Here is a 12958-nt window from a genome sequence, read left to right as displayed (position 1 = left end):
ACCGGCTCGTTCGGTAGCGCCCGACCGCGGGCATCCGGCAACGAAAGCACGCATCGCCGGATGCCCGCATCATCGCTCATAGCTGCGACTCGATCGGGAACAAGCCGAGAAACCACACTTCCATCCGCCGCGCCGCGGACACTTCCGGCTCGTGATCGAGCTCGGTCACCTTCCCGTCCGCGTCGGTCTGCATCCACTTGAGCCGCCCTTTCCCCGCCGGGTCGCTCCTCAATTCGACGCGCCACGCGATGCGATCGAGCCGCGGCTCCAGGTCCGTCGCAACTTCGGATGCGATCGCCGGACTCTCGCAATAAACACCGATCTCGGTGTTGAGGTTCAGCGAGCGCGGGTCGAGATTCATCGATCCGATGAAGATGCTCTTGCGGTCGAACACATACGTCTTCGCATGCAACGACGCGCGCGATGAACCGATGATGACCTGCTTCGAGATGCTCTTGTCGCCGGACGGCCGGCGCTCGTAAAGCCGCACGCCGGCCTCCACCAGATCGCGCCGATAACGCCGATAACCGGCATGCACGGCCGCGACGTCGGTCGATGCGAGCGAGTTCGTCAGGATCGTCACGCGTACGCCGCGCGCGGTGAGCGCATGCAGCCGTTCGACCATGTCCTTGCCCGGCACGAAATACGGCGACACGATCAGCAACTCGTGCTCGGGCCGCAACGCAAGCGCACGCAGCTGCGGCATCAGGTGCCCTTCGCTGTCCTTCGGCGCCCGCGCGATCTTCGCGGGATCGTCGTACAGCAGCGTTGCATGCCCCCATGAGAGCTCCGTGCCCTCGCCATGCACGATCTGGTCGAGCCGGTGCCGCGCCTCGAGCACGTACGGATTGTCTTCCATCGCCCGCAGGTAATCGCGCAATCGTTCGCGTTCCTGATCGAGTCCGCCCGGCGGCGCGTCATGCCCGACCAGCGCATTGACCGGATACGCATACGGCGAATTCCAGAACGCGTCGAATTCGTTCGAGATGTCGTTCACGACCGGGCCGTGCACGACGACGTCGAGATCGCCGAACTCCAGCATCGACGACGCGCCGAAGTACTCGTCGCCGATATTGCGGCCGCCGATGATCGCCGCCTGGTTGTCCGCGATCATCGCCTTGTTGTGCATGCGCCGATTGACGCGCGCGAATTCGAACACCGTGCCGATCTTCTTGAAGTGGCGTGTCGCCACCGGATTGAAGAGCCGGATCTCGATGTTCGGATGCGAACTGATCTCGAGCAGTTTTCGGTCGTCCGCGTTCGTCCCGAGATCGTCGAGCAGCACGCGCACGCGTACGCCGCGATCGGCCGCGCGCATGATCGCGTCCGCGAGTTCATGCCCGGTCAGGTCGTCGTGCCAGATGTAGTACTGGAGGTCCAGCGAACGGTCCGCGCGATCGGCGAGCAGCACGCGCGCATCGAGCGCATCGACCGGGTCGCGCAGCAGATGAAACGCGTCCTGCCCCGGATGCGCGGCGGCCTGCTGACGAAATGCCACGCCGAGGCGCGTGTTGCCGGTATCGGCGAATGCATGCGTCGGCGCACGGTCGGCCTGCGGCGGCAGGCTCGCGCACGCGGCAAGCATCAGCAACGACAGAATCGCACCCCACGAACGCAGCATGATCATGTTGGCCGCCCCTCACTGTCGGGCGAAGTCGGATTGTGTTTGTTCTGGCTGCCGGACAGAGCGCGGCGCTGGTCCACGATGCGCGCGCTGAACGGATCAGCGTGCGACCGGATCGCGCTACAGCATACTTCGATTGATATCGGGGCGGCACGCTTTCAGTGTTTCCCCGGTGGCAAAGATGCGACATGCGGCGCCGGCGCGAACGCATTCAATACGTTCGACACATTCGGGCGGCGCACACGAGAAAAAACCCGCGACGCCGTGCGGCATCGCGGGTTTCGCGGCTTCCCCGGACAACCATGGAAGCGAATCTGGTGGGCCCCCCGGGAGTCGAACCCGGCACCAACGAATTATGAGTTCGCTGCTCTAACCAAGCATGAGCTAGGGGCCCAGACGAGAAGCAAAGCGTGCTACACGCTGCCCCGGCAACGAGGCCGGGCCGGCATTGTAACAACAAAGACGACGAAAGGGACAAACGCCGCCGGTATCACACGGATACCGGCGGCGCTCGCAACCGAGACGCTGGAAATCAGTTCCCTTCGAGGAACGACTTCAGCTTGTCGGAACGGCTCGGGTGACGCAGCTTGCGCAGCGCCTTGGCCTCGATCTGACGGATCCGCTCGCGGGTGACGTCGAACTGCTTGCCGACTTCCTCGAGCGTGTGATCGGTGCTCATCTCGATACCGAAACGCATCCGCAGCACCTTCGCCTCGCGCGGCGTCAGCGAATCGAGCACGTCCTTCACGACGTCGCGCATGCTTGCATGCAGCGCGGCATCCGCCGGCGCGACCGTGTTGTTGTCCTCGATGAAGTCGCCGAGATGGGAATCGTCGTCGTCACCGATCGGCGTTTCCATCGAGATCGGCTCCTTCGCGATCTTCATGATCTTGCGGATCTTGTCTTCCGGCATTTCCATCTTCTCGGCGAGCGTTGCCGGATCCGGTTCGAGACCGGTTTCCTGCAGGATCTGCCGCGAGATGCGGTTCATCTTGTTGATCGTTTCGATCATGTGAACCGGAATACGGATCGTACGCGCCTGGTCCGCGATCGAACGCGTGATGGCCTGACGGATCCACCACGTCGCATAGGTCGAGAACTTGTAGCCGCGACGGTATTCGAACTTGTCCACCGCCTTCATCAGGCCGATGTTGCCTTCCTGGATCAGGTCGAGGAACTGCAGGCCGCGGTTCGTGTACTTCTTCGCGATCGAGATCACGAGACGCAGGTTCGCCTCGGTCATTTCGCGCTTCGCCTGACGCGCCTTCAGTTCGCCGGCCGCCATCTGGCGGTTGGTTTCCTTCAGGTCCTTCAGCGGCAGCACGACGCGCGCCTGCAGGTCGAGCAGGCGCTGCTGCTGTTCGCGGATCGCCGGAACGTTACGCGACAGCACCGCGCTGTACGAATGACCTTCGGCCGTGACCTTCTCGGCCCAGTCGAGATCCGTCTCGCTGCCGGGGAAGCGCGCGATGAATTCCGAACGCGGCATGCCGCACTTGTCGACGACGATGTGCAGGATCTGACGTTCGACCTGACGCACTTCGTCCACTTGCGCACGCAGCGTGTCGCACAGACGTTCGACGGTACGCGCGGTGAAGCGGATCGTCATCAGTTCGGTCTGGATCGTTTCCTGCGCCTTCAGGTAGGACTTCGACTTGTAGCCTTCCTTCTCGAACGCGCGGCGCATCTTGTCGAACCACTCGCTGATCTGCGAGAACTTGTCGAGCGACGCACGCTTGAGGGCTTCGAGTTGAGCGGCGTTGGCCGATGCCTGCGCGGCACCGTCGTCCTCCTCCTCTTCCTCTTCTTCCTCCTCCTCTTCGGCTTCCTCGTCCTCGTTCTCGATCGCTTCCGCTTCCTTCGCGGAGAAACCGTCCGTATCGGCGGAGTCCGAAGCATTCGGATCGAGCAGGCCGTCGACGAGCTCGTCGACGCGGATCTCTTCGTTCGCGACGCGCTCGGCCATCGCGAGGATGTCGGCGATCGTCGTCGGGCACGCGGAGATGGCCATCACCATGTGGCGCAGGCCGTCCTCGATCCGCTTCGCGATCTCGATTTCGCCTTCGCGCGTGAGCAGCTCGACCGTGCCCATTTCACGCATGTACATCCGGACCGGATCGGTCGTGCGACCGAATTCCGAATCGACGGTGGACAGCGCGACTTCCGCTTCCTCTTCGACTTCGTCGTCCGACGACGCGGCCGGCGCGTTGTCGTTCAGGAGCAGCGTTTCCGCGTCCGGTGCCTGCTCGTAAACCGCCACGCCCATGTCGTTGAACGTGCCGATGATGCCTTCGAGGGCTTCCGTCTCGGTGAAGTTGTCCGGCAGGTGGTCGTTGATTTCGGCATACGTGAGGAAGCCGCGCTCCTTGCCGAGCTTGATCAGCGCGCGCAGCTTCACGCGGCGCTCTTCGAGCTCCTCGGCCGTGCCGGGCGTGCTCGTCGCGAACGCTTCCTTCAGCAGCGCCTTTTCCTTGGCGCGACGATCGCGCACCTTGGATTTGCCCGGAGCAGCCACGGCTGCGGGCTGCTCGTCGCTCTGATTTGCGTCGTCATCGACGGATACTTCGTTCAGCTTTTTGGTCATGGAGTTCGCCGTACCGGCTATATCGACTCGCGGCTGCTGGACGACAGCCGGTTGAACCGTTGGTGCATGAGTAGTACGTACTGCCGTTTCGTCCGCAGCGGCAGTCGTGTCCCTTGCGCTTTTCGCACTTGCCCGCTTCGCCGCCGGCTGGGCCGGCCCGGAGTCGGGTCTGGCGGCAGCCCGTGTTCTGGCTGCCGGCGCCGGCGCAGCCTGAGCAGTGCCGGCCGCGGTTTTTTTTCCTGCAGGGGCTGACGTGGCTGAAGACGTTGTCCTGATGGAAGAAGCAGACTTGGCCGCTGTGACCTTCGTGGTCGGCTCCGTCGAGCCCTTGCCTGTTGCTTTCTTTCCGCCTGTCGTCTTTGCCATCGCGAATTTCGCCTCTGCTTAGAAAACAAACCGCTGGAAACCTTATATTATAGCACGCTGGGGAGCCCTCTCCTGGCGCCCCGGCCGCCTACAGCCCGAGCCGACGCTTCATGTCGGTTCGCTGCTGGTTCAATTCCGTCAATTCAGCCAGTTCCTCGGGTGTGAAAGTGGATTGCCGCGCCAGCCTGTCGAGCCGGTCGCAGCAAGCGTCATAGCGCATCTTGAGCACCGCTGCCTGCAGTTCCTCCCCCGCGATCCGTTCCTGTTCGCGCTGCCGCTCGGGCACCGTCTCGTCTTCCGGATTCTGTAACAGCAAGTCGCGGACGTTTTCATCATAGTCCAGAATTTCGCGGAAGATTTCCTCGTAAGTCGCCCCATTCGAGGATGTCCGCAGGACATCCGACAGCAGCCGGAACTCGGCGCCGTCGCCCAGCGCGCGCGCGTGATCGACGACCTCCGCGAACAGCTCGCCGATGCGGGGCAGCGCCCGCAGGGTCGCAATCTGCTCGTCGTCGAGTTGCGACGCGATGCGCGGATGCATGACGAGCGTGCGCAATGCCCGCTTTTCGCTGTCGGTCACGCGCCGCCGTTCGCTGCGCGCGGGCGCCTGGCGCGGCGGCGCAGCGATCCGCGAATCGACGTCGGACAGCCCGGCCACTTCCTCGAACGGGATATCGAGCCGGTCGGCGAACATATGCATGATCTGCGCGCGCAACGCGTTCGCCGGCAGCGCCTGCAGCATCGGCTTCGCATCGAACAGCGCCTTCGCACGGCCTTCCGGCTGATCGAGCGCCTTGCCGGCAATTGCTTCGTTCAACAGAAATTGCGACAACGGCATCGCGCGCTCGACCTGCTCGGAGAACGCATCCGCGCCGAATTCGCGTACATAGCTGTCCGGATCATGCTCGGACGGCAGGAAAAGGAATCGGATCGTCCGGTTGTCCGCCGCATGCGGCAGGCATGCCTCGAGCGCGCGACGTGCCGCACGCCGCCCGGCCGAGTCGCCGTCGAAGCTGAAGATGACCGTATCGGTCTGGCGCAGCAGCTTCTGTACGTGAATCGGCGTACACGCCGTGCCGAGCGTCGCGACCGCGTTCGGGAAGCCGAGCTGCGCGAGCGCGACGACGTCCATGTAGCCTTCGACGACCAGCACGTACTTGCGCTCGCGAATCGCGAGACGCGCCTCGAACAGCCCGTACAGTTCGCTGCCCTTGTTGAACAGCGGCGTTTCCGGCGAGTTCAGATACTTCGGCTCGCCGCTGCCGAGCACGCGGCCGCCGAACCCGATCACCTGCCCCTTCACGTTGCGGATCGGGAACATGATTCGCTCGCGAAACCGGTCATAGCGTCGCGCGACACCTTGCCCGTCGGTCTTCTCGCTGACGATCACGAGCCCCGATTCGACGAGCGAATCGTCACGGTAGTCCGGGAACGCGGTTTCGAGGTTCTGCCAGCCGTCCGGCGCATAACCGAGCCCGAAGCGCGCGGCGATCTCGCCGGTCAGGCCCCGGTTCTTCAGATACTGGATCGCGACCGTCGCGCCGCGCAATTGCTTGCGGTAGTAGTCGCACGCGGCCGACATCACGTCGGACAACGCAGTCGCGACCGACTTCGATACGGGCGCCGGATAATCGCCGCCGCCACCGCCTGCGCCCCCACCGCGCATCGACGGCTCGTGCGGCACGGTCAACCCGACCGATTGCGCGAGTTCCTGAACCGCTTCCGGGAACGTGAGACCTGCGTGCTCCATCAGGAAGCCGATCGCCGTGCCGTGGGCGCCGCAGCCGAAGCAGTGATAGAACTGCTTGGTCGGACTGACGGTAAACGACGGGCTCTTCTCGTTGTGGAACGGGCACAGCCCCATGAAGTTCGCGCCGCCCTTCTTGAGCTGCACGTACCGGCCCACCACGTCGACGATATCGACGCGGTTCAGCAAATCCTGCAGGAACGAATGCGGAATCACCGTGGGATCGAGCGAAAAATAGACAATACGACGCCCCGGCGCACACGCATGCGGCGCGCCGGAAAGCGGGATTTACTTCGAAAGCGCGGCCTTGACCTGCGCGGAAACGGCCGTCATGTCGGCACGGCCGGCGAGCTTGCCCTTCAGCACGCCCATCACCTTGCCCATGTCCTGCGGGCCCGCCGCGCCCGTTGCCGCGACCGCGGCCTGGACTTCGGCAGCCACTTCGGCGTCCGACAACTGCGCGGGCATGTACGCGCCCAGCACGGTCAGTTCGGCCTGCTCCTTCGCGACGAGATCGTCACGGCCCGCGGCCTCGAACTGGCTGATCGAATCCTTGCGCTGCTTGATCATCTTGTCGATCACGGCCGTGATGCCCGCGTCGTCGAGGGTTACGCGATCGTCGACTTCACGTTGCTTGATCGCGGCCATCAGCAGGCGAATCGTCGCCAGACGCTCGCTTTCCTTCGCGCGCATCGCGGCCTTCATGTCTTCGCTGATCTGCTCTTTCAAACTCATCTTGCACCCGGGATGGAAATGTGAGTTCGACGCCCACAAAAGGGCGTCAACACAAAAACCCGCTTGGGACTATGTCTCAAGCGGGTTGCTCGAATCCGGCATCGGCGATTCGCCCCGCGATCGTGACCGACCGTGCAGAATCGCCGGTGCGCCGCTCGGTGAATCGCGCGGCGCTCAATCGTTCAGTACAGCTTCTTCGGCAACGTTTGGCTGCGGATACGCTTGTAATGACGCTTCACCGCGGCAGCCTTCTTGCGCTTGCGTTCGGCGGTCGGCTTCTCGTAAAACTCGCGCGCACGAAGCTCGGTCAGCAGACCGTTCTTCTCGATCGTGCGCTTGAAGCGACGCATGGCGACTTCGAACGGCTCGTTCTCTTTAACGCGAATGATCGTCATGATCCGACACGAATAAAGGTTTGCAGGGAAGATTTACGAGTATAGCAGAGCACCGCACAAAGACATAAGGGACGGGTCCCGTCATCCACGGGCCGGCCGCCGTCACGCGCCGCGCGCGAACTCCGCCGCCGCCTGCCCGGCTGCCGTGCCGGACGCCCATGCCCACTGGAAGTTGTAGCCGCCGAGCCAGCCCGTCACGTCCACGGCTTCGCCGATGAAGAACAGCCCCGGCACCCGCGCGCTCATCATCGTCGCCGACGACAGCTCGCGCGTATCGACACCGCCCTTCGTCACCTCGGCCTTCTTGTAGCCCTCGGTGCCGTTCGGCGTCAGCGTCCAGCCGGACAGCGCATCGCCGATCTGGCGCAGCGTCTTGTCGGGCAGGTCCGCGAGCCGCGCATCGGCCGCGACGCGATGCGTGTCGAGCCACACGTGCGCGAGACGCGACGGCACCCAGTCCGCGAGCAACGAGCCGATCTGGCGCTTTGACGCGCGCTTCGCGTCGAGCAGTTCGGCCACTGCGTCGCACTGCGGCAGCAGGTCGATGCGGATCGGGTCGCCGGACTGCCAGTAGCTGGAGATCTGCAAAATGCCGGGCCCCGACAGGCCGCGATGGGTCAGCAGCAGATCCTCGACGAATTCGCCGCCGCGCTTCCTGTCGCCGGTCGACACGCGCACCTCGAGCGACACGCCGGACAGCGCCGCGAACGGCGCCCAGTCCTGCTGCGCGAACGTGAGCGGCACGAGCGCGGGCCGCGTATCGACGAGCTTGTGGCCGAACTGCTTCGCGAGCCGGTAGCCGAAGTCCGTCGCGCCGATCTTCGGGATCGACAGGCCGCCCGTCGCGACGACCAGCGCGCGTGCGCGGATCGGCCCCGCCTGCTGCATGTCGAGCGTGAAGCCGTCCTCCGGCGCGTGGCGCACCGCGTCCACGACCACGGGCCGGCGCCACGCGATGCCGCCCGCGTCGCATTCGTGCTTCAGCACGTCGATGATCGCGTCGCTGCCGTGGTCGCAAAAGAGCTGGCCCTTGTGCTTCTCGTGCCAGGTGACGTGATGGCGCTTGAGCAGCCCGAGGAAGTCGCGCGGCGTATAGCGCGCGAGCGCCGAGCGCGCGAAATGAGGATTCGACGACAGGTAATTGTCGGGGCCAGCGTACAGATTCGTGAAGTTGCAGCGGCCGCCGCCCGAGATACGGATTTTCTCGGCGAGCCGCGGCGCGTGGTCGATCAGCACCACGCGGCGGCCGAGTTGCCCGGCAACCGCGGCGCTCATCATCCCGGCGGCGCCCGCGCCGATCACGGCGATGTCATAGGTTTCCATGGCGCGGATTGTACCTGCCCGGCTTCGGGGCCGGGCTGCCCGCGGCGGCAGGCCAGCCCTCGCCTGCTATAATTTCGGGTTACGTTGACCTTCCTGCGGCACGCCCGATACGGCGCGCCCTGCCCGCACCCATGCTCGTTCTCGGCATCGAAAGCTCCTGCGACGAAACCGGCCTCGCGCTCTACGACACGCAGCGCGGCCTGCTCGCGCACGCGCTCCATTCGCAGATCGCGATGCATCGCGAATACGGCGGCGTCGTGCCCGAGCTCGCCTCGCGCGACCACATCCGCCGCGCGCTGCCGCTGCTCGAGGAGGTGATGGCGCAAAGCGGCACGCACCGCGACGACATCGACGCGATCGCCTTCACGCAGGGCCCCGGCCTCGCCGGCGCACTGCTGGTCGGCGCGAGCATCGCGAATGCGCTCGCGCTCGCGTGGAACAAGCCGACCGTCGGCATCCATCACCTCGAAGGCCACCTGCTGTCGCCGCTGCTCGTCGACGAGCCGCCGCCGTTCCCGTTCATCGCGCTGCTCGTGTCGGGCGGCCATACGCAGCTGATGCGCGTGACCGACGTCGGTGTGTACGAGACACTCGGCGAGACGCTCGACGACGCGGCCGGCGAAGCGTTCGACAAGACCGCGAAACTGATCGGCCTCGGCTACCCGGGCGGCCCGGAAGTCTCGAAGCTCGCGGAAACGGGCACGCCGGGCGCCGTCGTGCTGCCGCGCCCGATGCTGCATTCCGGCGATCTCGACTTCAGCTTCAGCGGCCTGAAGACGGCCGTGCTCACCCAGATGAAGAAATTCGAGGCCGCGAAGCTCGAAGGCGACACGCTGGAGCGCGCGAAGGCCGACCTCGCGCGCGGCTTCGTCGATGCGGCCGTCGACGTGCTGGTCGCGAAGTCGCTCGCCGCGCTCAAGAAGACGAAGCTCAAGCGGCTCGTGGTCGCCGGCGGCGTCGGTGCGAACCGCCAGTTGCGCGCGGCGCTGTCGGCCGCCGCGACCAAGCGCGGCTTCGACGTGCACTATCCCGACCTCGCGCTCTGCACCGACAACGGCGCGATGATCGCGCTCGCCGGCGCGCTGCGGCTCGGCCGCTGGCCCGAGCAGGCAAGTGCCGACTACGCGTTCACGGTGAAACCGCGCTGGGATCTCACGTCGCTCGCGCGCTGAGCCGCACAACGCGATAACCCCGCACCGGCACGCGCCGAAAAGCAAAAGGCCGCTCGTTCTCGAGCGGCCTTGTTCATTGCAGCGGCAAATCGACGCAGCGTTACGCGGCGTGGCGCTTGTCGCGCTCGATCAGCGCATACGCGCTGTGATTGTGGATCGACTCGAAGTTCTCGGCTTCGAGCACGTACGCGATCACGCGCGCATCCGCATCGAGACGCTGCGCGACGTCGCGCACCAGATCCTCGACGAACTTCGGATTTTCGTACGCACGCTCCGTGACGAACTTCTCGTCCGGACGCTTCAGCAGGCCCCACAGCTCGCACGACGCCTCTTCTTCCGCGATGCGGATCAGCGCCTCGACCGGCAGGTCGGCCGCGAGCTCGGCGTCGATCGTCACGTGCGAGCGCTGGTTGTGCGCGCCGTACTGCGAGATCTTCTTCGAGCACGGGCACAGGCTCGTTACCGGCACGAGCACCTTCAGGAACAGGCGCGTCTCGCCGTTGCGGCTTTCGCCCGCGAGCGTCACTTCATAATCGAGCAGGCTCTGCACGCCCGACACCGGCGCCGTCTTGTTCACGAAATACGGGAACGTGACCTCGATGCGGCCGGCCTCGGCCTCGAGCTTCTCCAGCATCGATGCGAGCATCGCGCGGAAACGCTCGACCGTCAGCGGCGCGCGGTTGTCTTCGAGCAGCGCGACGAAGCGCGACATGTGCGTGCCCTTCTGATCGGCAGGCAGACGCACGTCGAGGTTCCAGACGCCGACGGTCGGCTGCACGTCGCCGCTTTCGGTGCACACCGTCAACGGATGCCGGACCGCCTTCACGCCCACGCGCTGAATCGGAATCTGGCGGGTATCCACCGTGCTCTGCACGTCGGGCATCACGAAGGCGGGATTCATCTGGTTCATCTTGTTCAATCCTTGTAAGCCGCGCGTTCGACGACGCGCACGCCGCGTCATGCGGCAGCCGGAAAAGCAACATGGGCCCGCAGGCCCATGTTTTCCGAATCAATGAAGACCGGTTACGCCAGTCGCACCGACGCCGCCCGCGGGCGGCGCCAGCTTACGCGACGCGCTTCGCCTGACCGGCGACATCGGCCGCCGGGCTCAGGAAGCGTTCGCGAATCGATTTCGCGATGCCCGCGCCGTCGAGGCCGCATTGCGACAGCAGCTTCGCGGGGTCGCCGTGATCGATGAACTGGTCAGGGAGGCCCAATTGTATTACGGGTCGGATAACCCCACTCTCCATCAGGGCTTCGACGCAGGCCGAGCCCGCACCGCCCATCACGCAACCTTCCTCGACCGTGACGAGGTAGTCGTGCGTCTCGGCGAGCTCACGCACGAGCGCCGCATCGACCGGCTTCACGAAGCGCATGTTCGCCACCGTTGCGTCGAGCGCTTCGCCCGCCACGAGCGACGGCGCGACCATCGTGCCGAACGCGAGGATCGCGACGCGCTTGCCTTCCGGCTGCGACGTACGGCGACGCACCTCGCCCTTGCCGAGCGGGATTCCGGTGAGTTCCTTCACCGTCGCCACGCCCGTGCCCGCGCCGCGCGGATAACGCACCGCGGTCGGGTTCGGCTGCTGAAGCGCCGTGTGCAGCATCTGGCGGCACTCGTTCTCGTCGGACGCAGCCATGATCGTCATGTTCGGGATGCAGCGCATGAACGCGAGATCGTACGCGCCCGCGTGCGTCGCACCGTCGGCACCGACGAGGCCCGCGCGGTCGATCGCGAACACGACCGGCAGGTTCTGCAGCGCGACGTCGTGGATCAGCTGATCGTAGGCACGCTGCAGGAACGTCGAGTAGATCGCGACGACGGGCTTCAGCCCTTCGGTCGCGAGGCCGCCCGCGAACGTCACCGCGTGCTGCTCGGCGATGCCGACGTCGTAGTAGCGATCCTTGAAGCGCTTCTCGAACTCGACCATGCCCGAGCCCTCGCGCATCGCGGGCGTGATGCCGACGACGCGCGAATCGCGCTCAGCTTCGTCGCACAGCCATTCGCCGAACACCTGCGTGTACGTCTTCTTCGCGGGCGTGGTCGACGGCTTGATGCCTTCTGCCGGGTTGAACTTGCCGGGGCCGTGATAGAGCACGGGATCGGCTTCGGCCAGCTTGTAGCCCTGGCCTTTCTTCGTAACCACGTGCAGGAACTGCGGGCCGCGCAGTTCGCGGATGTTCTGCAGCGTCGGGATCAGCGAATCGAGATCGTGACCGTCGATCGGGCCGATGTAGTTGAAGCCGAACTCTTCGAACAGCGTAGCCGGCACGACCATGCCCTTCGCATGCTCCTCGAGCTTGCGCGCGAGTTCGAGTACCGGGGGCGCGACGCTCAGCACGCGCTCGACGCCTGCGCGCGCGGCCGCATAGAAGCGGCCCGACATCAGGCGGGCGAGATGGCGATTCAGCGCGCCGACCGGCGGCGAAATCGACATGTCGTTGTCGTTGAGGATCACGAGCAGCTTCGCATCTTCCGACACGCCCGCGTTGTTCATCGCCTCGAACGCCATGCCGGCCGTCATCGCACCGTCGCCGATCACCGCGATCGAGAAGCGATCGTCGCCGTTCAGCTGACTGCCGATCGCCATGCCGAGCGCCGCAGAAATCGACGTGCTCGAGTGTGCGGTGCCGAACGTGTCGTATTGGGATTCGCTGCGACGCGGGAAACCCGAGATGCCGTCGTACTGGCGCAGCGAATGCATCTGGTCGCGGCGACCCGTCAGGATCTTGTGCGGGTAGGTCTGGTGACCCACGTCCCAGACGATCCGGTCGTTCGGCGTGTTGAACACGTAGTGCAACGCGATCGTCAGCTCGACCGTCCCGAGGTTGGACGACAGATGGCCGCCCGTCTTCGACACGCTGTCGAGCACGAACGCGCGCAGTTCATCCGCGAGCGGTTGGAGTTGGCGACGATCGAGGCGGCGCAAATCCGCCGGGTCGTCGATGGTTTTCAGCAAGTCGTACATCGTCGTTCCATTGTAGGAAATCAAACGCGCCCGCATTCTATTG

10 protein-coding genes and 1 tRNA gene are annotated in these 12958 nt (G+C 65.1%); 2 read left to right on the top strand and 9 right to left on the bottom strand.

All coding sequences use genetic code 11. The annotated features are described in order from the left end of the window. Positions 1-76: 76 nt before the first annotated feature. From DCN14_RS04705 to rpoD, 3 genes are all read right to left on the bottom strand, one after another. Positions 77-1627, bottom strand: coding sequence for a phospholipase D family protein (locus DCN14_RS04705; protein ID WP_096504063.1), 1551 nt, complete (start codon positions 1625-1627; stop codon positions 77-79). Positions 1628-1939: 312 nt separating this feature from the next. After that, a tRNA-Ile gene (locus DCN14_RS04695) sits at positions 1940-2018 on the bottom strand. Between the two features lie 138 nt (positions 2019-2156). After that, entirely contained in the window at positions 2157-4208 is a 2052-nt protein-coding gene (gene rpoD / locus DCN14_RS04690; RefSeq protein ID WP_240327270.1) for an RNA polymerase sigma factor RpoD, read from the bottom strand. A 253-nt stretch (positions 4209-4461) separates the two neighbouring features. Here rpoD and DCN14_RS38980 point away from each other — a divergent pair, with 253 nt between their 5' ends. Further along, positions 4462-4596: a hypothetical protein gene (locus DCN14_RS38980; RefSeq protein WP_275896820.1), complete on the top strand. Its 135-nt coding sequence runs from the start codon at positions 4462-4464 to the stop codon at positions 4594-4596. Between the two features lie 66 nt (positions 4597-4662). On the opposite strand, the gene dnaG is transcribed toward DCN14_RS38980, so the two are convergent. The 4 genes from dnaG to DCN14_RS04670 form a co-directional block, all read right to left on the bottom strand. Next, on the bottom strand, positions 4663-6537 hold the full coding sequence (gene dnaG, locus DCN14_RS04685; protein ID WP_096504067.1) for a DNA primase: 1875 nt from the start codon (positions 6535-6537) through the stop codon (positions 4663-4665). Positions 6538-6609: 72 nt separating this feature from the next. Next, positions 6610-7056, bottom strand: a complete 447-nt coding sequence (locus DCN14_RS04680; protein ID WP_059524656.1) for a GatB/YqeY domain-containing protein — start codon at positions 7054-7056, stop codon at positions 6610-6612. 182 nt (positions 7057-7238) lie between these two features. Continuing rightward, complete coding sequence (gene rpsU, locus DCN14_RS04675) at positions 7239-7451, bottom strand: 30S ribosomal protein S21 (RefSeq protein WP_006479415.1); 213 nt, start codon at positions 7449-7451, stop codon at positions 7239-7241. Between the two features lie 102 nt (positions 7452-7553). Continuing rightward, positions 7554-8774 carry an NAD(P)/FAD-dependent oxidoreductase gene (locus DCN14_RS04670; RefSeq protein WP_096504069.1) on the bottom strand — a complete coding sequence of 407 codons (1221 nt, stop codon included), beginning with the start codon at positions 8772-8774 and terminating at the stop codon, positions 7554-7556. A gap of 131 nt (positions 8775-8905) precedes the next feature. Between DCN14_RS04670 and tsaD the strand changes: the two genes are divergently transcribed. After that, positions 8906-9946, top strand: a complete 1041-nt coding sequence (tsaD, locus tag DCN14_RS04665) for a tRNA (adenosine(37)-N6)-threonylcarbamoyltransferase complex transferase subunit TsaD (RefSeq protein WP_096504071.1) — start codon at positions 8906-8908, stop codon at positions 9944-9946. 100 nt (positions 9947-10046) lie between these two features. Here tsaD and folE2 read toward each other — a convergent pair whose 3' ends face one another. After that, a complete protein-coding gene (folE2, locus tag DCN14_RS04660; RefSeq protein WP_096504073.1) occupies positions 10047-10856 on the bottom strand; it encodes a GTP cyclohydrolase FolE2 in 810 nt (269 codons plus the stop codon). Positions 10857-11010: 154 nt separating this feature from the next. Next, on the bottom strand, positions 11011-12915 hold the full coding sequence (dxs, locus tag DCN14_RS04655; protein ID WP_096504075.1) for a 1-deoxy-D-xylulose-5-phosphate synthase: 1905 nt from the start codon (positions 12913-12915) through the stop codon (positions 11011-11013). Positions 12916-12958: the final 43 nt, after the last annotated feature.

It is taken from the genome of Burkholderia sp. IDO3 (assembly GCF_003366075.1).
Classification (GTDB): domain Bacteria; phylum Pseudomonadota; class Gammaproteobacteria; order Burkholderiales; family Burkholderiaceae; genus Burkholderia; species Burkholderia anthina.
The sequence above is the reverse complement of the archived record's forward strand: the minus strand, read 5'-3'. Positions and strand labels throughout refer to the sequence as shown.